This is a genomic window from Arthrobacter sp. NPDC057013 (assembly GCF_042674585.1).
Classification (GTDB): Bacteria; Actinomycetota; Actinomycetes; order Actinomycetales; family Micrococcaceae; genus Arthrobacter.
The window spans coordinates 44,672-64,153 of record NZ_JBHUSE010000020.1 but is presented as its reverse complement, the minus strand read 5'-3'; the positions used below and the strand labels follow the sequence as shown (position 1 = coordinate 64,153).

Genomic DNA, 19,482 nt, shown 5'->3' with positions numbered 1-19,482 from the left:
TACCAAGAACAGACGGAGAACCAATAGCCATGCAGGACCTCGGAATCATCAGCCCTGGCCTGGAGGAATTCCGGGAACTCGCCGCCCACAGCCGCGTCATCCCTGTCCGGCTCAAGGTGCTGGCGGACGCCGAAACCCCGATCGGGCTGTACCGGAAGCTGGCGCAGGGGCAGCCGGGCACGTTCCTGATGGAGTCGGCGGCCGTCGGCGGTGCCTGGTCACGCTACTCCTTCATCGGTTCCCGGTCCCGCGCCACACTGACCACCAAGGACGGACAGGCCCACTGGCTGGGCGAACCGCCGGCCGGTGTGCCCGTGGATGGAAATCCGGTCGATGCCATCCGCGACACCATTGAGGCGCTCCGCACCGACCGGTTCGACGGGCTCCCGCCGTTCACCTCCGGCCTGGTGGGCTTCCTGGGCTGGGAAACCGTCCGCCACTGGGAGAAGCTGACCAGCCCGCCCGAGGACGACCTGCAGCTGCCCGAACTGGCCCTGAACCTCGTCACGGACATGGCCGTCCACGACAACATGGACGGCACGGTGCTGCTCATCGCCAACGCCATCAATTTCGACAACAGCTCCGAGCGTGTCGATGAGGCCTGGCACGACGCCGTCGCCCGCGTCAGGGAACTGCTGGCGCGGATCAGCACCCCGGTGGTGCAGCCGGTGTCCGTGCTGGAACCGGCGGCGCTGGATTTCGCCGCCAGCGTCCAGGAGCGGTGGCACGAGCCCGAGTACCTGGCGGCCCTAGACCGGGGCAAGGAGGCGATCGTGGACGGCGAAGTCTTCCAGGTGGTCATCTCCCGCCGCTTCGAGATGGAGTGCGGGGCTTCGCCGCTGGATGTCTACCGGGTGCTGCGCAACACCAACCCGAGCCCCTACATGTACATCTTCAGCCTCGAGGACGCCGCGGGCCGGCAGTACTCCATCGTGGGGTCGTCGCCGGAGGCACTGGTGACCGTCACCGGCGATGACGTCATCACCCACCCCATCGCCGGCTCCCGGCCGCGCGGCAAGACCGTTGACGCGGACAAGGCCATGGCTGAGGAACTCCTCGCCGACCAGAAGGAACGGGCGGAGCACCTCATGCTGGTGGACCTGTCCCGGAACGACCTGTCGAAAGTCTGCGTAGCGGGCTCCGTGGACGTCACCCAGTTCATGGAGGTGGAGCGTTTCAGCCACATCATGCACCTGGTCTCCACCGTCGTCGGACGCCTTGCACCGACGGCGAAGGCCTACGACGTCCTCAAGGCCACCTTCCCGGCCGGCACGCTTTCCGGCGCCCCGAAGCCACGCGCCCTGCGACTCCTGGATGAGCTCGAGCCGCACCGGCGCGGCATCTACGGCGGCGTGGTGGGGTATCTGGACTTCGCCGGCGACATGGACATGGCCATCGCCATCCGCTCCGCCCTGCTCCGCGAAGGGCGTGCCTACGTCCAGGCCGGCGGCGGCATCGTGGCGGACTCGAGCAACCCGGCCGAGGCACAGGAAACGGTCAACAAGGCGGCGGCCCCGCTGCGCGCTGTCCACACGGCCGGCTCGCTGCACAACATCAGCCCCGACTCCGTAACCGAGGCAAACTCCTGATGGCGGTTCCCGCAGGATCCGCCGTGCCCGGCAAAACGCGCCGCACGGTGCCGGGCTGGGCCCGCAAGTCCAGGGTGGTGCTGCTGGTCGCTGCGCTGGCGCTGGCGGCCTTCGGCACCACCACCCAGACCTGGCTGACGGTCCACCTGGACCCCCAGCAGCTGGGCCAGGCCGCCGGGGGCGACGGCCTCCAGGTCCAGGGCAGCAAAGCGGCCACCACGGTCACGGCCCTTGCCCTCGTGGCGCTGGCGGGCGGCCTGGCGGCCTCCATCGCCGGGAAGATCGCACGGTGGGTCATCACGGCCATCATCGTGCTGGCCGCAGCCGGCATCATCGCCGCCGCCGCCACCGTCCTCGCTGATCCGCTTGCCGCAGCCCAAGGCTCCATCGCTGCCGCCACCGGGGTGTCGGGAGGCACCGCAGACGTAAGTGTCAGCGCCTTCCCGGTGCTCGCCGTCGTCGCCGGTTCCCTGCTGGCCGCCGGCGGCCTGCTGGTGGTTCCGGCGGGGCGCTACTGGAAGTCCCGGACCAAATACGACGCCCCGGCGGCGGGTTCCGCAAGCGAACAGGCCGGCCCGGTGGATGAGATCGACAGCTGGGACAGGCTGTCCCGGGGCGACGACCCCACCTGAACCGCGGGTCATGCGGCCGCGCACCCCGGCCTCGATGCCGAAGGCCGCGGCAAAAAATGGCAGAATGTAAGCAGTATTGATCCTGAGGAGATTCACATGAGCAAAGCCACTGTTTCCGGTACAAAGCCCGCGGCCCCCAAGGAGCACCACGGCATCGACCACAGCATCGACCTGGGCCACGGCAACAGCCCGGCCGCCTGGACCTGCGTGATCGTCATGCTCATCGGCGCCCTCATCGCCTCCATCGCGTTCGTCATCGCCAACAGCCCGATCTTCTGGGCCGGCATCGCCGTCATGTTCGTTGGCCTGCTGGCCGGCTTCATCATGCGCAAGGCAGGCTACGGCGTGGGCGGCAGCAAGATCAAGAACACCGGCCACTAATCGTGACTGTTCTCGACGACATCAACGCCGGTGTCAGGGAGGACATGGAGGACCGGAAGCGCCTCGTGTCCCTCGCGGAACTGAAGGACCGCGCCCTGGCGGCGGCTCCGGCCCGTGACGCCTGGGCTGCCCTGGGCGGGCTGTCCCAGGACCGCGGCGAGCTCAAGGTCATCGCCGAGATCAAGCGCCGCAGCCCCTCCAAGGGCGACCTCGCCAGCATCGCGGACCCTGCATCGCTGGCCGTGCAGTACGCCGACGGCGGAGCCGCGGTGATCAGTGTGCTCACCGAGCAGCGCCGTTTCAACGGTTCGCTGGCCGACCTGGACGCCGTCCGCGCCCGGGTGGACGTGCCGCTGCTGCGCAAGGACTTCACGCTGGACGAATACCAGATCTGGGAAGCCCGCGCCCACGGTGCGGACCTCATCCTGTTGATCGTTGCCGCGCTGTCCGACCAGCAGCTGCGCGAATTCGGCGCCCTGAGCCTTGAGCTTGGCATGAACGTGCTGGTGGAAACGCACACGCCGGAGGAAGTCGAGCGTGCCGTGGCCGCCGACGCCCGGATCATCGGCGTCAACGTCCGCAACCTCAAGACGCTCGACGTCGACCGTTCCGTTTTCGCCTCGCTCGCCGGCAGCATTCCCGCCGGCGCCGTGGTGGTGGCGGAGTCGGGCGTCAGGAACGCCGACGACGTCGCGCACTACGCGGCGCACGGCGCCAACGCCATCCTCGTGGGGGAGGCACTCGTCAGCGACGCCACCCCGCGTGAGCGCATCGCGGAGTTCACAGCGGCCGGGGCCGCGGCCATCGCCGCCCGGGCCTGAGCTCCCCCCCAACCGTGGCACCGTCCGTCCGCACGACGTGCGGACAGATGGCGCCTGACAACAATAAGAAAAAGTGAACAGGATGGTGAGACTGATGGCCGACGCGCCAACAGCCGGCTCTGACCAAGGCTCGGTGGATGCATTCCTGCAGGGAGGCACCTCGCTGCGCCACGCCCCGGGACCCTACTTCGGTGCGTACGGCGGGCGCTGGATGCCTGAGTCACTGATCGCCGCCCTGGACGAGCTCGAGGACACCTTCGAGAAGGCCAAGGCCGATCCCGAGTTCACCGCCCAGATCGCGGACCTGAACAGGAACTACTCCGGCCGGCCCTCGCTCCTGACCGAAGCCAAGCGCTTCGCCGAGCACGCCGGCGGCGTCCGGGTCTTCCTCAAGCGCGAGGACCTGAACCACACCGGCTCGCACAAGATCAACAACGTGCTGGGCCAGGCACTGCTTGCCAAGCGGATGGGCAAGACCCGCGTCATCGCCGAAACCGGCGCCGGCCAGCACGGCGTGGCAAGCGCCACCGCAGCGGCCCTGCTGGGCCTGGAATGCGTCGTCTACATGGGCGCCGAGGACTGCCGCCGGCAGGCCCTGAACGTGGCCCGGATGGAACTCCTGGGAGCCACGGTCATCCCCGTCACCAACGGATCGCAGACTCTCAAGGACGCCATCAACGAAGCCCTGCGGGACTGGGTGGCCAACGTCGGCAACACCCACTACCTCCTCGGCACGGCGGCCGGCGCCCACCCCTTCCCGGCCCTGGTCCGCTACTTCCATGAAGTCATTGGCGAGGAGGCCCGCGCCCAGATCCTCGAGCAGGCAGGCCGGCTGCCGGATGCCGTCTGCGCCTGCATCGGCGGCGGCTCCAACGCCATCGGCATCTTCCACGGCTTCCTCGATGACCCGTCCGTGAAGATCTACGGCTTCGAGGCCGGCGGCGACGGCGTCGAAACCGGCCGCCACGCTGCCACCATCACGCTCGGCCGGCCCGGGGTGCTGCACGGCGCCCGGTCCTACCTGATGCAGGATGACGACGGCCAGACCATCGAGTCGCACTCCATTTCCGCAGGCCTGGACTACCCCGGCGTCGGACCGGAGCACTCCTACCTGGCCGACATCGGGCGTGTCAGCTACGAGCCCATCACGGACAGCGAAGCCATGGAAGCCTTCCGGCTGCTGTGCCGCACCGAGGGCATCATCCCCGCGATCGAGTCCTCCCACGCCCTCGCCGGTGCCATCAAGGTGGGCCAGCGGATGGCCGCGGAGGCAGGCTCCGCCGGGGCCGCCGACAAGATCGTCATCGTGAACCTGTCCGGCAGGGGTGACAAGGACGTGGCCACCGCAGCGGAGTGGTTCGACTTGCTGGAGAAGGACTCGGCCGAGGCAACCATCGGCAAGGAAGGGGAACAGCTGTGACCACGGCCCAAACCAGCGGTAAGACGGCCACCAGCAAGTCGGCCATCGCGATTGACAAGGCCCGCGCGGAGGGCCGTGCTGCCCTGATCGGCTACCTGCCCGCCGGGTACCCCAGCGTTGAGGAAACCATTGCCGCCGGCATCGCCCTGGCGCGCAACGGCGCGGACCTGATCGAGGTCGGCATCCCGTACTCGGACCCGGTCATGGACGGCCCGGTCATCCAGGCCGCCACCACCGAGGCCCTGGCCAAGGGCTTCTCTGTCCGCCAGGTTTTTGACGTGGTCGCCGGCATCACCAGCCAGACCGACGCCGCTGTCCTGGTCATGACGTACTGGAACCCCGTGGTCCGCATGGGCGTCGACGAGTTCTCGCGCCGCCTGGCCGAGGCCGGGGGAGCAGGGCTCATCACGCCCGACCTGATCCCGGACGAGGCAGCCGAGTGGATGGACGCGTCCGAGAAGTACGGACTGGACCGGGTCTTCCTGGTGGCGCCCTCGTCCACGCCTGAGCGCATGCGCCGGACCGTGGACGCGAGCCGCGGCTTCGTGTACGCCGTCTCCATCATGGGCGTCACGGGCGCCCGTTCGTCGGTGAGTTCGGCGGCCGAGGACGTCGTGGCCGCGGCCAAGGCCGCAGGCGCGGAACGCGTGTGCGTGGGCCTCGGCGTGTCCACCGCGGAGCAGGTCGCAGAGATCGCGGCCTACGCGGACGGCGTGATCGTCGGTTCGGCACTCGTGGCGGCCGTCCGCAACGGCGGCGTGGACGCCGTCGCGCAGCTCACCAAAGACCTCAGTACCGGACTGACCAGGAAGTAACGCAACCATGCAGACGTTCCTCACCGCAGCCGCTCTGGTACAGACTGGCCCGCTTTCAGCCGGTATGGTGCCCGCAAGCATCCCGAGCCCGGACTGGTCCGGGTTCGATATTCCGCTGCCGTGGGGATCGCTCCGCATCCACGCCTACGCCCTGTGCATCCTGGCGGGCATCGTGGTGGGCCTGTGGCTGACGTCCGTCCGCTGGGCCAGGCGCGGGGCGCCCGAGGGCAGCGTCTGGGACATCGCCATCTGGGCCATCCCGTTCGGCATCATCGGCGGCCGGCTGTACCACGTGTTCTCGTCCCCGGACGCGTACTTCGGTCCCGGCTTCGACGGCACCGGGGACCTGTCGCTGATCCCGCAGATCCAGCGCGGCGGCCTCGGCATCTGGGGTGCCGTGGTGCTGGGTGCGTTCGGCGCCTGGATCGGCTGCCGCCGGGCCGGGGTCAAGCTCACCGCGTTCATCGACGCCGCGGCCCCCGGGCTGCTGCTGGCGCAGGCCCTCGGCCGGTGGGGAAACTACTTCAACCAGGAACTCTTCGGCGGCCCCACCACGCTTCCCTGGGGACTCCAGGTGGACGCGGACAACGCCAACTTCCCGGCGGGCTACCCGGCGGACACCCTGTTCCACCCCACGTTCCTCTATGAATCGCTGTGGAACATTGCGGGGGTGCTTATCCTGCTGGCCCTTGACCGCCGGTTCCACTTCCGCCGCGGCCGGCTGTTCTGGCTGTACGCCATGTACTACACGCTGGGCCGGGTCTGGATCGAGGCCATGCGGATCGACGACGCCGAGCAGATCAACCTGTTCGGCATCACCACCCGCCTGAACGTCTGGACCAGCATCTTCGTGTTCATCGCCGCGCTGGCGCTGTTCATCTGGCTGGGCCGGCGCAAGGACGGCAACCCGGACAGCGTCTACCTGCCGGGCCGGGAGCCGGCCCCCGCTGTTTCCGCGGAGGCCGGGGTTCCGGCGTCCGTAAAGGCCGACGGCGGGAAGCCGGCTGCCGCTGGAACGGCAGTTTCGGCGTCGGGCCCGGAGTCGACGAAGGGCTCCGGTTCCGCTTCAATTGTGACCGGCAATCCGGTCCGTGATACGGACCCTGTTGTCTCAGATAGTGAATCGCGTGATAATCTCCCTGATAACCAAAACGGTTCCGGACTAGCTTCTGCCCAAACGGAAGCAGTCCCGGCATCCACCGGCGGAACCACAACCGCCGCGGAGTCGCGGAACGCCGGAAAGTCCGGTGGCACAGACACCGGGACCGCGCCGGAGGCCGACAGCTCACGCTAGAAGGCGCCGGTACCCAGGGCAGCAGAGAGTTACCGCTCGGAGCGCCCACCACCACAGCGTCGTGGCAGAGGCGACTCCGGTCAGCATAGAGCTGCTGGCCGGTCAAGCCTGGGGCGGGAAGCTGCGTAACTGTTAGTTCAGCACGTATGCCTGCCCTACAATTTCCAGTAAGTAGTAACACTTTGTTGTGCCCATCACAGTGGCGCTCTGAGTGGGGCCAACGTTGTCCCTTCCATACGCACGATCAGGAGGAAGGACGTCTCCCATGACCCAAACTCTTTCAAGCCCCAGCTGGTCCGAACCGAACCAGCCGGACGCCGCCATGTCGCCGTTCAAGCGGTTTGCGGCGCTCCCCGAGGCATCCGGGCTCTACAACCCGGAGCAGGAGAAGGACGCCTGCGGTCTTGCGATTATCGCCACCCTGCGCGGCGAACCCGGCTACGACATTGTCGACGCCGCCCTTACCGCCCTGCGCAACCTCGAGCACCGCGGTGCCGTCGGCGCTGATGAGGGAACGGGTGACGGTGCCGGCCTCCTGATGCAGGTGCCGGACGAGTTCTTCCGTGCCGTTACCGAGTTCGAACTGCCTGCCCCCGGCCAGTATGTGGTGGGCACGGCCTTCCTGCCTGCCGAGCAGCGCGAGGCCGATGCCGCCAAGGCCGGCATCGAGGGCCTGGCCGCCGACGAGGGTCTTACCGTCCTGGGCTGGCGCGAGGTTCCCGTCGTCGCCGACCTGGTCGGTGCCATGGCCCGCGCCTGCATGCCGTACTTCTCGCAGCCGTTCTTCGCCTCGGCCACCGGCGAGCAGCTGGACCGCAACGACCTGGACGGCCGCGCCTGGCGGATCCGCAAGCGCGCCCAGAACAAGTTCGGTGTGTACTTCCCGTCGCTGTCCTCCCGGACCATCGTCTACAAGGGCATGCTGACCACCGCGCAGCTGGAGCCGTTCTACCCGGACCTGTCGGACAAGCGGTTCAAGACCAAGCTGGCGATCGTTCACTCGCGATTCTCCACCAATACCTTCCCGTCCTGGCCGCTGGCCCAGCCGTTCCGCACCATCGCCCACAACGGTGAGATCAACACCGTCAAGGGCAACCGGAACTGGATGCGTGCCCGCCAGTCGCAGCTGGCCAACCCGCTGCTCGGCGACTCACCGGAAGAGCTGTTCCCGATCTGCACGCCGGGCGCGTCCGACTCCGCGTCCTTCGACGAGGTCGCCGAACTGCTCTGGCTGTCCGGCCGCCCCATCACGCACGCCATCATGATGATGATCCCCGAGGCCTGGGAAAATCACGCCACGATGGATCCGGCACGCCGTGCGTTCTATGAGTACCACTCGCTCCTGATGGAACCCTGGGACGGCCCCGCCGCCGTGTCGTTCACCGACGGCGCCCTCGTGGGCGCCACCCTGGACCGCAACGGACTGCGCCCCGGCCGGTACTGGATCACCGAGGACGGCCTGGTCGTCTTCGCCTCCGAGGTGGGCGTCATCGACGTCGAACCCTCCAAGGTGGTCAAGAAGGGCCGCGTCTCGCCCGGCAAGATGTTCCTGGTGGACACCGAGGCCGGCCGCATCATCGGCGACGACGAGGTCAAGGCCGAGGTCGCCGCCGCGAACCCCTGGGCCGAGTGGGTCAAGGACAACCTGATCGACCTCAACGAGCTGCCGGAACGCGAGCACGTGGTGCACACGGCCGCGTCCGTGAACATCCGCCAGCGCACCTTCGGGTACACCACCGAAGAGCTGAAGATCCTGCTCGGCCCGATGGCCCGCACCGGCGCCGAGCCGCTGGGCGCCATGGGCTCCGACACCCCGGTGGCCGTGCTGTCCAAGCGCCCCCGGCTGCTGTTCGACTACTTTGTGCAGTCCTTCGCGCAGGTCACCAACCCGCCGCTGGACGCCATCCGTGAAGAGCTGGTCACGTCCCTGACCTGCGCCATCGGCCCCAACGGCAACCTCCTGGACACCAAGCAGGTGCGCCAGCCGCAAGTCTCCCTGCCGTTCCCGGTGATCAACAACGACCAGCTCGCCAAGATCGCCAACATCGAAGACGCCGAGGGCAACCGCGTGGCCATGAAGGTCCGTGGCCTCTACCGCCCCGAGGGCGGCGAGAACGCGCTGCGTGCCCGGCTCACCGAAATCTGCGAGCAGGTGTCCGGTGCCATCAACCGCGGCGTGCAATACGTGGTCCTCTCGGACCGCGACTCCAACGCCCAGTGGGCCCCGATCCCTTCGCTGCTGCTGGTCAGCGCCGTGCACCACCACCTGCTGCGCAGCGCCAACCGCACCAAGACCGCCCTGGTGGTCGAGGCCGGCGACGTCCGCGAGACGCACCACGTGGCAGTCCTCGTGGGCTACGGCGCGTCTGCGGTGAACCCGTACCTCGCCATGGAATCCGTCGAGCAGCTCATCGCTGCCGGCGACGTGGTGGGCGTGACCCCGCAGGACGGGGTCTACAACCTGATCAAGGGCCTGGGCAAGGGCGTCCTGAAGATCATGTCCAAGATGGGCATCTCCACCGTGGCATCCTACACCGGCGCCCAGACGTTCGAAGCGCTGGGCCTGGGCCAGGAGCTCGTGGACGAATTCTTCGCCGGCACGCACTCCCAGCTGGGCGGCGTGGGCCTGGACGTCATCGCGGCCGAGGTTTCCGCGCGGCACCAGATGGCCTACCCGGAGGGCGGCATCGAGCAGCCGCACCGGCCCCTGCTGGGCGGCGGCGAGTACCAGTGGCGCCGCGACGGCGAGCCGCACCTCTTCAACCCGGAGACGGTGTTCCGGCTGCAGCACGCCACGCGTGAGCGCCGCTACGACATCTTCAAGGCCTACACCAAGGGCGTGGACGACCAGTCCGAGAACCTGATGACCCTGCGCGGTCTGCTCAAGTTCAAGGACGGCGTGCGCCCCGCCGTGCCGCTCGAGGAAGTAGAGCCGGTCTCCAGCATCGTCAAGCGCTTCTCCACGGGTGCCATGAGCTACGGCTCCATCTCGAAGGAAGCCCACGAGACACTCGCGATCGCCATGAACCGGCTGGGCGGCAAGTCCAACACCGGTGAGGGCGGCGAGGACGTGGACCGCCTGTTGGATCCGGAGCGCCGTTCCGCCGTCAAGCAGATTGCCTCGGGCCGCTTCGGCGTCACGAGCCTCTACCTGAGCAACGCGGACGACATACAGATCAAGATGGCCCAGGGCGCCAAGCCCGGCGAAGGCGGCCAGCTGATGGCCCAGAAGGTCTACCCCTGGGTAGCCCGGACGCGGCACTCGACCCCCGGCGTCGGACTCATTTCCCCGCCCCCGCACCACGACATCTACTCGATCGAGGACCTCGCGCAGCTCATCTACGATGCCAAGCGCGCGAACCCCTCCGCCCGGGTGCACGTCAAGCTCGTCTCCGAGGTGGGCATCGGCACAGTTGCCGCCGGTGTGACCAAGGCCAAGGCCGACGTCGTGCTGGTGTCCGGGCACGACGGCGGTACCGGCGCCTCGCCGCTGAACTCGCTCAAGCACGCCGGCGTGCCCTGGGAGCTGGGTCTCGCAGAGACCCAGCAGACCCTCATGCTCAATGGCCTTCGCGACCGCGTGGTGGTACAGGTGGACGGCCAGCTCAAGACGGGACGCGACGTCGTTATTGCCGCGCTCCTCGGCGGCGAGGAATTCGGTTTCGCCACGGCACCTCTGGTGGTTGAGGGCTGCATCATGATGCGCGTCTGCCACTTGGACACCTGCCCGGTGGGCGTCGCCACCCAGAACCCCGAGCTGCGCGCCCGCTTCAGCGGCAAGCCGGAGTTCGTGGTGAACTTCTTCGAGTTCCTGGCCGAGGAAGTCCGCGAGATCCTCGCGGAGCTCGGTTTCCGGAGCATCGAGGAAGCGATCGGCCACGCCGAGATGCTGGACACCCAGGAGGCCATCAGCCACTGGAAGGCCGAGGGCCTGGACCTGGATCCGATCCTGCACGGCCTTGAGTTCGACGACGACGCCCCGCTGCGGAACCTGACCGGCCAGAACCACGAGCTGGATAAGCACTTCGACCAGCGGCTCATCACCATGGCCGCCGAGGCGCTGACCGACCGTGCCCCGGTGAAGATCACGGTGGACGTCATCAACACGGACCGTTCGGTGGGCACCATGCTGGGCCACGTCGTGACCAAGACGTTCGGCACGGACGTGCTGGCCACGGACACCATCGACATCACGCTGAACGGCACCGCCGGTCAGTCGCTGGGCGCCTTCCTGCCTGCAGGCATCACGCTGCGCCTGTACGGCGACTCCAACGACTACGTCGGCAAGGGTCTGTCGGGCGGCCGGATCATCGTCCGCCCGGACCGCTCCAACGTGTTCCAGGCTGAGCGCAACGTGGTTGCAGGCAACGTGATCGGCTACGGCGCGACGAGCGGCGAGCTGTTCCTGCGCGGCCAGGTGGGCGAACGCTTCCTGGTCCGCAACTCTGGCGCCACCGCCGTTGTTGAAGGCATCGGCGACCACGGCTGCGAGTACATGACCGGTGGCCAGACGCTGATCATCGGCCGCACCGGCCGCAACTTTGGCGCCGGCATGTCCGGCGGCACGGCCTACGTGCTGGACCTGCGGACGGAACGCGTCAACAAGCAGGCCCTCGAGTCCGGCGAACTCCAGCTCCTTGAGCTGGACGCCGAGGACCGCGACATCGTCCACGGCCTGCTGGTCAAGCACGTGGAGGAAACCGAATCCCAGCTGGCGGCGCGTCTGCTCGACAACTTCGACGACACCGCTGCCCGCATTACCAAGGTGCTGCCGCGGGACTACGCTGCAGTGCTGCAAACCCGTCTTGACGCCATCGAAGAGGGCCTTGACCCCGACGGCGAAGAAGTTTGGTCTCGAATCCTGGAGGTGACCGGTGGCTGATCCACGCGGATTTCTGAAAGTACGTCAGCGTGAAACCCAGCCGCGCCGTCCCGTTCCCGTCCGCATCATGGACTGGAAGGAAGTTTACGAGGCCCAGGAGAAGGGTGTCCTGAAGAGCCAGGCCGGCCGCTGCATGGACTGCGGCGTGCCGTTCTGCCACCAGGGCTGCCCGCTGGGGAACCTGATTCCCGAGTGGAACGACCTCGTGTGGCGGGACAAGGGTGAGGAAGCGATTGAGCGGCTGCACGCCACCAACAACTTCCCCGAATGGACCGGCCGGCTGTGCCCCGCCCCGTGCGAGGCGTCGTGTGTGCTGGGCATCAACCAGCCAGCCGTGACCATCAAGCAGGTCGAGGTGTCCATCATCGATGAGGCCTTCGACAACGGCTGGGTCAACCCGCTGCCGCCGCACCGCCTCACCGGCAAGACGGTCGCCGTCGTCGGTTCCGGCCCTGCAGGGCTGGCGGCCGCACAGCAGCTGACCCGCGTCGGCCACACCGTGGCCGTGTACGAACGGGACGACAAGATCGGCGGCCTGCTGCGGTACGGCATCCCCGACTTCAAGATGGAAAAAGAGCAGGTGGACCGCCGGCTCGAGCAGATGAAGGCCGAGGGCACCCGCTTCCGCACCGGCGTCGCCGTCGGTACGGATGTCACCTGGGAGCAGCTGCGCCGCCGCTACGACGCCGTGGTCATCGCCACCGGCGCCACCGTGCCGCGCGACCTGCCCATCCCGGGCCGCGACCTTGAGGGCGTGCACTTCGCCATGGATTACCTGGTGCCGTCCAACCGCGTGGTGGCGGGGGAGTCCCCGGAGAACCACATCGACGCCCGCGGCAAGCACGTCGTGATCCTCGGCGGCGGCGACACCGGTGCGGACTGCATCGGCACGGCGCACCGCCACCAGGCAGCCTCGGTGACCACCCTTGCGATCGGCAAGCAGCCGCCGCTGGAGCGTGCCGGCCACCAGCCGTGGCCGACGTTCCCCACCCTCTTCGAGGTGGCCAGCGCCCACGAGGAAGGCGGTGAGCGCACGTACCTCGCCTCCACCGTTGAGTTCGTTGGCGAGGACGGCAAACTGACCGGCGTCAAGGTTGCGGAGACCGAATTCGTTGACGGCAAGCGCCTCCCCAAGGCAGGCACCGAGCGCATCATCCCGGCCGACCTGGTGTTCCTGTCCCTGGGCTTCACCGGCGCGGAACCGGCCGGCATCACCGAACAGGTCAACGCCGAGTTCGACGGCCGCGGCAACGTGGCCCGTGACGGCTACTACATGACTAGCACCGAGGGTGTCTTCGTGGCCGGCGACGCCGGCCGCGGACAGTCCCTGATCGTGTGGGCCATCGCCGAAGGCCGCGCCGCCGCTGCTGCCGTGGACAAGTACCTGATGGGCAGCACCATCCTTCCTGCACCTGTGGCTCCGACGGACCGCGCCATCGCCGTCCTGTAACGCGCCATCCTTCGTGGCGGCCGACCCGGGGAATTCATCTCCGCGACAACTTAACCAATGCAAGTGACAAATAGGGTAGGTATATGAGACGCGCAAAGATTGTGGCCACCTTCGGACCGGCCATTGCCAGCTACGAAAACACCCTCGCGGTGCTGGAAGCCGGCGTTGATGTAGCCCGCATGAACATGAGCCACGGCGATTACTCCGTGCATGACAACACCTATGAGAACGTCCGAAAGGCCGCGTCCGACCTGGGCAAGGCCGTGGCGATCATGGCCGACCTGCAGGGCCCCAAGATCCGTCTGGGCCGCTTCGTGGACGGTCCGCACCAGTTGGCTGTGGGGGACATCTTCACGATCACCACTGAAGATGTGCCCGGCACCAAGGACATCTGCTCCACCACCCTGAAGAGCCTCACCGAGGACGTCAACCCGGGCGACGCCCTGCTGATCGACGACGGCAAGGTGGCGCTGCGCGCCATCGAGGTGGACGACGTCAAGGTGGTCGCCAAGGTGACCGTGGGCGGGTTCGTGTCCAACAACAAGGGCATCAACCTCCCCGGTGTTGCCGTCAACGTCCCCGCACTGAGCGAAAAGGACGAGGACGACCTGCGCTGGGCGATCCGCCGCGGCGTGGACCTCGTTGCCCTGTCCTTCGTCCGTGACGCTGCCGACATCAAGCGCGTCCACGAGATCATGGACGAGGAAGGCCGCCGGGTTCCGGTGATCGCCAAGATTGAGAAGCCGCAGGCAGTGGAGCAGCTCCACGAGATCATCGACGCGTTCGATGCGATCATGGTGGCCCGTGGCGACCTGGGCGTGGAGCTTCCGCTGGAGGAAGTGCCGATCGTGCAGAAGCGCGCCATCGAACTGGCACGCCGCTGGGCGAAGCCGGTCATCGTGGCCACCCAGGTGCTGGAGTCGATGATCGACAACCCGCGCCCGACCCGTGCAGAGGCCTCCGACTGTGCCAACGCAGTGCTCGACGGCGCCGACGCGGTCATGCTGTCCGGTGAGACCAGCGTGGGCAAGTACCCGATCGAGACAGTCAAGACCATGGCCCGGATCATCGAGTCCACCGAGGAACATGGCCTGGAGCGCGTCCCCCCGCTGGGGACCAAGCCCAAGACCCGTGGTGGCGCGATCACGCGTGCCGCCGTCGAAATTGCCGACCAGCTGGACGCCAAGTACATCTGTACGTTCACGCAGTCCGGTGACTCGGCACGCCGCCTGTCCCGCCTCCGCCCGATCAAGCCGGTCTTCGCGTTCACGCCGGTGGAGCACGTGTGGAACCAGCTGGCGCTGACCTGGGGCATCCAGCCGCAGCTGGTCGCCATGGTGGGCCACACGGATGAAATGACCGCACAGGTGGACCAGAGCCTGCTGGACATGGGACTGGTGGAAGACGGCGACCTCGTGGTCATCGCTGCCGGTTCCCCTCCCGGAAAGGCGGGTTCGACCAACTCGCTCAAGGTCCACAAGGTGGGCGACCTCGCCGACACCCCGCGCGTCGGCGAAGCCGCCGAGAAGAAGGAAAAGCTCGGCCCGTGGCCGGAAAAGAAGAAGAAGAACAAGGCTCCGGCCGCTCCTGTTGAGTAGGTTGGCCTGAAGGGAGGACCCCCGTCACCGTTGGTGGCGGGGGTCTTTTTTCTTGTCTTGTCCTTCGTTGCACGGAAAGAAGGACCCCGGCGCGCTGCCGGGGTCCTTCTTTGTTCTGCTGCTTTTTCGGCGCTAGTTGACCTGGTTGATGATGGTCTCGGCCACTTCGCGCATGCTGAGGCGGCGGTCCATCGAGGTCTTCTGGATCCAGCGGAAGGCTTCCGGCTCCGTCAGGCCCATCTTGGTGGTCAGCAGGCTCTTGGCGCGTTCCACGAGCTTGCGGGTGGCGAACTGCTCCTGCAGGTCGGTGACCTCGGATTCGAGGGCTTTGATCTCCTCGTGGCGGGACAGCGCGATCTCCAGGGCGGGGATCAGGTCGGCCGGGGTGAACGGCTTCACCACGTAGGCCATCGCGCCGGCGTCGCGGGCGCGCTCCACGAGTTCCTTCTGGCTGAAGGCCGTCAGCAGGACCACGGGGGCGATGCGTGCCTTGACGATCTTCTCGGCTGCGGAGATGCCGTCCATGACGGGCATCTTGACGTCCATGAGGACCAGGTCCGGCTTGAGCTCCTCGGCCAGCTGCACGGCCTTCTCGCCGTTGTCGGCCTCGCCGATGACGTCATAGCCTTCGCCGCGCAGGATTTCGATGATGTCCAGGCGGATGAGGGTTTCGTCTTCGGCCACGACGACGCGGCGCGCCGGCTGGGACGTTTTGTTTGACTCCGTCGGTTCTGACACGGGATCTCCTTGAAAAGGTACGGCGGGACTATGACCATCTTAGTTGGGCCCCGCGCTTGTACTTGGATCGGCATGGCTTGTTGCGACGGCGGTGGCGCGATTCTGGGTTTTAGCCTATCTGCATGTAGAGTAATTCCGCGCACTGGTAGTGGCTGCGTTGATCACACTTCGCTGTGAGCCTACGATTGTTACTCCATGTACTCCGCGCCCGAGTGGCGGAATTGGCAGACGCGCCGCACTCAAAATGCGGTATCGAAAGGTGTGTGGGTTCGAGTCCCACCTCGGGCACAGTATTTGCGCAGGTCAGGGCATGTTTCCGGCGGAGGGTGTGCACAAAAGCTCGTTTTCTGTGCACACCGGGCCTAAAATTTTGCCCATGGCCAGCATTTGGGAGCGCAAAAAAGCAGACGGATCGACCTCGTTCACAGTCCGTTGGCGCAACCCGAAAACGAAGAAGCAAGAAGGAATCACCTTCTCGACCGCCGCTGAAGCCCAAACCCTGAAGCGGCTTCTGGACGCGAACGAGCAATCCTTCGAAATCGCGCAGCATGCGATGGTCAAGAACCAGACCAAAGCCCCAACTGTCGCGGCCGTCATTCAAGAACACATCGATTTGCTGGTGCGACCGTCCGTAGGGACGGTCCACACGTATCAAACGATGCTCAAGCTGCATATCGCCGACGTCATAGGGCACATCCCAGTCGACAAGCTTGACTATCGGCACGTAACTCATTGGATCAAGTCGATGCAGGCCAAGGGCAGGTCGCCTAAGACGATCAAGAACAACCATGCCCTGATCTATGGGGCCATGGAGACGGCTGTGATGCTGCGCTACCGGAAGGACAACCCATGCCAGCGTGTTCAGCTTCCGTCTAGCGAGAAGGCGGAGGACGAGGCCCGGTTCCTGACGCATGCGGAATTCGGGCTCATCCTTGAGTGCATGGGGGAACGGTACAAGGCATTTACAGAATTCCTGGTGATGACGGGACTCCGCTTTGGAGAGGCAACTGCCGTAACTGTGGCGGACGTCGACCTCCTGTCCAAGCCGGCGACGATCCGGATCAATAAAGCATGGAAACGCGGCACGAATTCGGAGTACTACATCGGCGCGACCAAGACGGGTGCAGGGAAGCGGACGGTTTCGCTCAATCCTCAGCTGGTGGACATCCTCGTCCCAATGGTGGCCAGCCGCCCCGGGACGGATCTGCTCTTCACGACCCCCAAGGGCGAGAGGATCATTCACAAGCTCTATTGGCATCACTATTGGGTCCCTGCAGTGGATGCTGCGCAAGCCCGCGGACTGACCAAGTCTCCGCGTATTCACGATCTGCGCCACACACATGCGTCCTGGCTGATCCAGGACGGCGTCTCCCTGTTCACCGTGTCCAGGCGTCTGGGGCACGCATCCACCCGTACCACGGAGCAGGTCTACGGCCACCTGATGCCGCAAGCTCTCCAGGATGCCGCTGACGCTGTAGAGAGATCCGCCGTGATCTGGCGCAGCTAACTTGGCTCGCCCGCGCAGTTACGAGGATTTCTGGCGTGCCTGCGCTCGGCTGCCAATGACCCGGACGGATGATGGCGTCTGAGCGGTGCGTCGGACTTCGCGCAACTGGGCAATCTCTTTCAGGTGGACCGAGGTAAACACGATCTTCCCCTTGCCCCAGACTGAATGGGGGAACTCGCCCTTGGTGGCCCCGTCGCGGAGCCACGCCTCGGAACACTTGAGGACTGAAGCAGCCTCGGCAGGTTCGAAGAATTCGAGTTTCATGCTGCTTCGGTCCCTTCGTCGATGGCGGCGTTGCCCCCTGTATGTTCAGCACTAGCTCATAGAGCAAGTAATCGCCGGCTGCATGACCGGATTGTCGAAGGGAGGGTTTGCTTGCGGTCCCGGGGGCGCCGTGAGGTGCGACCATGTTCCTCGGGCCTTGGGCCCGCTGTTCATCGTCCAGGGTTCGAGATCTATTCCTCGGCGTGCAGGGCGAGCCAGGCGACAAAGTCGCTGCGGTTGATTCGAAGGTGCCGGCCGATTCGATACGCTCGTGGCCCGACGTGCTTGGCGCGCCACTGGTAGAAGGTCTGCTCAGGGATCTGTAGCTGCGCGCAGATTTCCTTGGGAGTCAGCCATGTTTCATCCGCGGCTTCGGTGTTGTGACTGCGTTCTGGAAGTGAGGTCATAAGTGTCTCCGTCGTGCTTGCCAGCACGATGGCCAGCTCGGTTCCTAGTTCATGGGGGAAGAACCAGCGGGCGGCATGACGGTGCCGGTGAAGCTTTCTGCGAGGGCTTCAACCTGCCGCTGGACTTGCTCGGGCAAAGCGTCGAACTGACTGGCCGAGTGCTGCACCAAGCCGGCTCGCCGCAGGAGCAACAGTTGTCGGCGAATTGTGGATGGTGACGCGCGAAGCCCAGTACCAATCTGACCGCAGGTTGATGGGCCGTTCCGCAGGAGGAAACGGATGATTTGGCTTCGCGTCCGGTTCATCAGGATGTTCGACATGGAGAGACCACAACCCAAGAATTTGCGGGAACCTGCTGCTGTAGGCGGGTCTACAGCAGCAGGTTACTCTCGACGCAATCATGTTGGAAGAGGCGCGCCGTGGAAATGATCCTCAGCAGAATCGAATAGTCGGGCGGCGGCATGCCTCCCGACGGGTGAGGGGTACGACATGCAGGACCATCCGCAGATCACAGCCTTTTTGGAGGCGGCCAGAATCCTCCACGCTGATCGCTACTGGCAGTGCGGTTCACTTGGAGAGCAGGTGGAGCTGCTGCGGGCGCTGAGGGACGTCCTTACGGAAGTTTGCTTTCAGCTGGATGTTCACCGCGTGCTGCCGCAGGCTGTTCTACAGATTTGCCAGGATCTGGCTGGTCCGGGAATCCGCGACGTACCAGCCGCGCCGTCGGCCGGTTTCGTGCTGGTGTCTTACCTGGATGCCCGGATCGACCAGTTGATTGCCGACTCGAATGACTCAGGGAATACTGGGGCGGAGGGGAGCCGCGGGTACTGACAGTCACCGCGGTCCCCGGTTGCTGATCGAGGAGGGGCCAATGTGGGGTGCCGAGCCTGGGCGTGGTGATGCGCCGTCCCCGCAGGCCCAGCTGGCACGTCGGCTGAATCTGCTGCTCGATGCTGCGGTTGCCGAACGGGGCAAGCCCTTGACGTTCAGGGAAGTCCAGGCCGAACTCGCGGATAGGGGCATCAAGTTGTCCCGTGCACGATGGTTCTATATGAAAGAGGGAACCGGCCGCCTGGTCAGGGACCCGGCTTTGCTCGCGGGGTTGTGCAGCATCTTCAAGGTCGACCCCTCGTATCTGCTCGGGAACGACACCGAGCTGCCCGAGCGCATTGATTCGCAGCTTGAATTCGTTAAGTCCCTGCGGGCGGCCCGTGTGAAGTCCTTCGCCGCCCGAACCCTGGGCGACGTATCGCCTGAGACGTTGAGGGCTATCTCTGAATATCTGAACAAGGACATTGGGCGGCATCCCGAAGTCGAGCAAGCTGCCGCTAGTCCTCCAGAAGATACTCAAGGTGGGCAGCCAGAAGTTCCTTGATCCGTGCTGGGTTTGCTGAATACCGGGGTGACCTGCCGTGTCGTCTTCCGGGTTCTACGTCAACCACAACGGCGCCAGTGTCCTCAAGCGCAAGCAGGTGCTTTGCGACGCTTGGCTCGCCGGCGCTGACCGCCGCCACGATATCCCCCCTGGTTGCCGGGCCATGCGCTGAAAGGTAGCGCAGGATCTCGTTCCGTGCTCTGTTGCCGAACGTGGCCACGGCAGCCTCGACGTCGGCGGACCAGGCGTCGTCGTGAGGCTGCGTAATCCTAGGCATAGGACCATTCTTATCGAAGGTCGCTAGAAAAG

18 protein-coding genes and 1 tRNA gene are annotated in these 19,482 nt (G+C 66.1%); 14 read left to right on the top strand and 5 right to left on the bottom strand.

The annotated features are described in order from the left end of the window. Positions 1–29: 29 nt before the first annotated feature. From ACFTSA_RS19995 to pyk, 10 genes are all read left to right on the top strand, one after another. Complete coding sequence (locus tag ACFTSA_RS19995; protein ID WP_377953520.1) at positions 30–1,589, top strand: anthranilate synthase component I; 1,560 nt, start codon at positions 30–32, stop codon at positions 1,587–1,589. After that, a complete protein-coding gene (locus ACFTSA_RS19990) occupies positions 1,589–2,221 on the top strand; it encodes a Trp biosynthesis-associated membrane protein (protein ID WP_377953518.1) in 633 nt (210 codons plus the stop codon). The genes ACFTSA_RS19995 and ACFTSA_RS19990 overlap by 1 nt, the downstream gene beginning before the upstream one ends. Before the next feature lie 96 nt (positions 2,222–2,317). Then, positions 2,318–2,602 carry an HGxxPAAW family protein gene (locus tag ACFTSA_RS19985; RefSeq protein ID WP_331574738.1) on the top strand — a complete coding sequence of 95 codons (285 nt, stop codon included), beginning with the start codon at positions 2,318–2,320 and terminating at the stop codon, positions 2,600–2,602. 2 nt (positions 2,603–2,604) lie between these two features. Continuing rightward, on the top strand, positions 2,605–3,423 hold the full coding sequence (trpC, locus tag ACFTSA_RS19980; protein ID WP_377953516.1) for an indole-3-glycerol phosphate synthase TrpC: 819 nt from the start codon (positions 2,605–2,607) through the stop codon (positions 3,421–3,423). Positions 3,424–3,517: 94 nt separating this feature from the next. After that, entirely contained in the window at positions 3,518–4,843 is a 1,326-nt protein-coding gene (gene trpB / locus ACFTSA_RS19975; protein ID WP_377953515.1) for a tryptophan synthase subunit beta, read from the top strand. Continuing rightward, positions 4,840–5,658: a tryptophan synthase subunit alpha gene (gene trpA, locus ACFTSA_RS19970; protein ID WP_377953514.1), complete on the top strand. Its 819-nt coding sequence runs from the start codon at positions 4,840–4,842 to the stop codon at positions 5,656–5,658. Before trpB ends, trpA begins: the two co-directional genes overlap by 4 nt. Before the next feature lie 7 nt (positions 5,659–5,665). Beyond that, positions 5,666–6,952, top strand: a complete 1,287-nt coding sequence (gene lgt, locus ACFTSA_RS19965) for a prolipoprotein diacylglyceryl transferase (protein WP_377953512.1) — start codon at positions 5,666–5,668, stop codon at positions 6,950–6,952. Between the two features lie 265 nt (positions 6,953–7,217). Next, on the top strand, positions 7,218–11,834 hold the full coding sequence (gltB, locus tag ACFTSA_RS19960; RefSeq protein WP_377953511.1) for a glutamate synthase large subunit: 4,617 nt from the start codon (positions 7,218–7,220) through the stop codon (positions 11,832–11,834). Continuing rightward, the gene (locus ACFTSA_RS19955; protein ID WP_377953510.1) at positions 11,827–13,284 is read left to right on the top strand and encodes a glutamate synthase subunit beta; all 1,458 of its coding nucleotides are present in this window, start codon (positions 11,827–11,829) and stop codon (positions 13,282–13,284) included. The genes gltB and ACFTSA_RS19955 overlap by 8 nt, the downstream gene beginning before the upstream one ends. An 83-nt stretch (positions 13,285–13,367) precedes the next feature. Beyond that, entirely contained in the window at positions 13,368–14,882 is a 1,515-nt protein-coding gene (gene pyk / locus ACFTSA_RS19950) for a pyruvate kinase (RefSeq protein WP_377953508.1), read from the top strand. A 132-nt stretch (positions 14,883–15,014) separates the two neighbouring features. On the opposite strand, the gene ACFTSA_RS19945 is transcribed toward pyk, so the two are convergent. Continuing rightward, on the bottom strand, positions 15,015–15,620 hold the full coding sequence (locus ACFTSA_RS19945) for an ANTAR domain-containing response regulator (RefSeq protein WP_003800911.1): 606 nt from the start codon (positions 15,618–15,620) through the stop codon (positions 15,015–15,017). A gap of 206 nt (positions 15,621–15,826) precedes the next feature. Between ACFTSA_RS19945 and ACFTSA_RS19940 the strand changes: the two genes are divergently transcribed. Beyond that, positions 15,827–15,908, top strand: a tRNA-Leu gene (locus ACFTSA_RS19940). 88 nt (positions 15,909–15,996) lie between these two features. Then, positions 15,997–17,127 (top strand): tyrosine-type recombinase/integrase, encoded by a 1,131-nt coding sequence (locus ACFTSA_RS19935; RefSeq protein ID WP_377953507.1) that lies wholly within the window; start codon positions 15,997–15,999, stop codon positions 17,125–17,127. Between the two features lie 18 nt (positions 17,128–17,145). Here the strand turns inward: ACFTSA_RS19935 and ACFTSA_RS19930 are convergent, their stop codons facing one another. From ACFTSA_RS19930 to ACFTSA_RS19920, 3 genes are all read right to left on the bottom strand, one after another. Next, positions 17,146–17,391, bottom strand: a complete 246-nt coding sequence (locus tag ACFTSA_RS19930) for a hypothetical protein (protein WP_377953505.1) — start codon at positions 17,389–17,391, stop codon at positions 17,146–17,148. Between the two features lie 191 nt (positions 17,392–17,582). Further along, on the bottom strand, positions 17,583–17,798 hold the full coding sequence (locus ACFTSA_RS19925) for a helix-turn-helix domain-containing protein (protein ID WP_076797906.1): 216 nt from the start codon (positions 17,796–17,798) through the stop codon (positions 17,583–17,585). 44 nt (positions 17,799–17,842) lie between these two features. Continuing rightward, on the bottom strand, positions 17,843–18,103 hold the full coding sequence (locus tag ACFTSA_RS19920) for an ArsR family transcriptional regulator (protein ID WP_377953557.1): 261 nt from the start codon (positions 18,101–18,103) through the stop codon (positions 17,843–17,845). Between the two features lie 184 nt (positions 18,104–18,287). Here ACFTSA_RS19920 and ACFTSA_RS19915 point away from each other — a divergent pair, with 184 nt between their 5' ends. Then, positions 18,288–18,629, top strand: coding sequence for a hypothetical protein (locus tag ACFTSA_RS19915; RefSeq protein WP_377953503.1), 342 nt, complete (start codon positions 18,288–18,290; stop codon positions 18,627–18,629). Between the two features lie 40 nt (positions 18,630–18,669). Continuing rightward, the gene (locus ACFTSA_RS19910) at positions 18,670–19,173 is read left to right on the top strand and encodes a hypothetical protein (protein ID WP_377953502.1); all 504 of its coding nucleotides are present in this window, start codon (positions 18,670–18,672) and stop codon (positions 19,171–19,173) included. Here the strand turns inward: ACFTSA_RS19910 and ACFTSA_RS19905 are convergent. Then, a complete protein-coding gene (locus tag ACFTSA_RS19905; RefSeq protein ID WP_377953501.1) occupies positions 19,127–19,450 on the bottom strand; it encodes an ArsR/SmtB family transcription factor in 324 nt (107 codons plus the stop codon). The two genes, ACFTSA_RS19910 and ACFTSA_RS19905, sit on opposite strands and share 47 nt — an antisense overlap. Positions 19,451–19,482 lie beyond the last annotated feature (32 nt).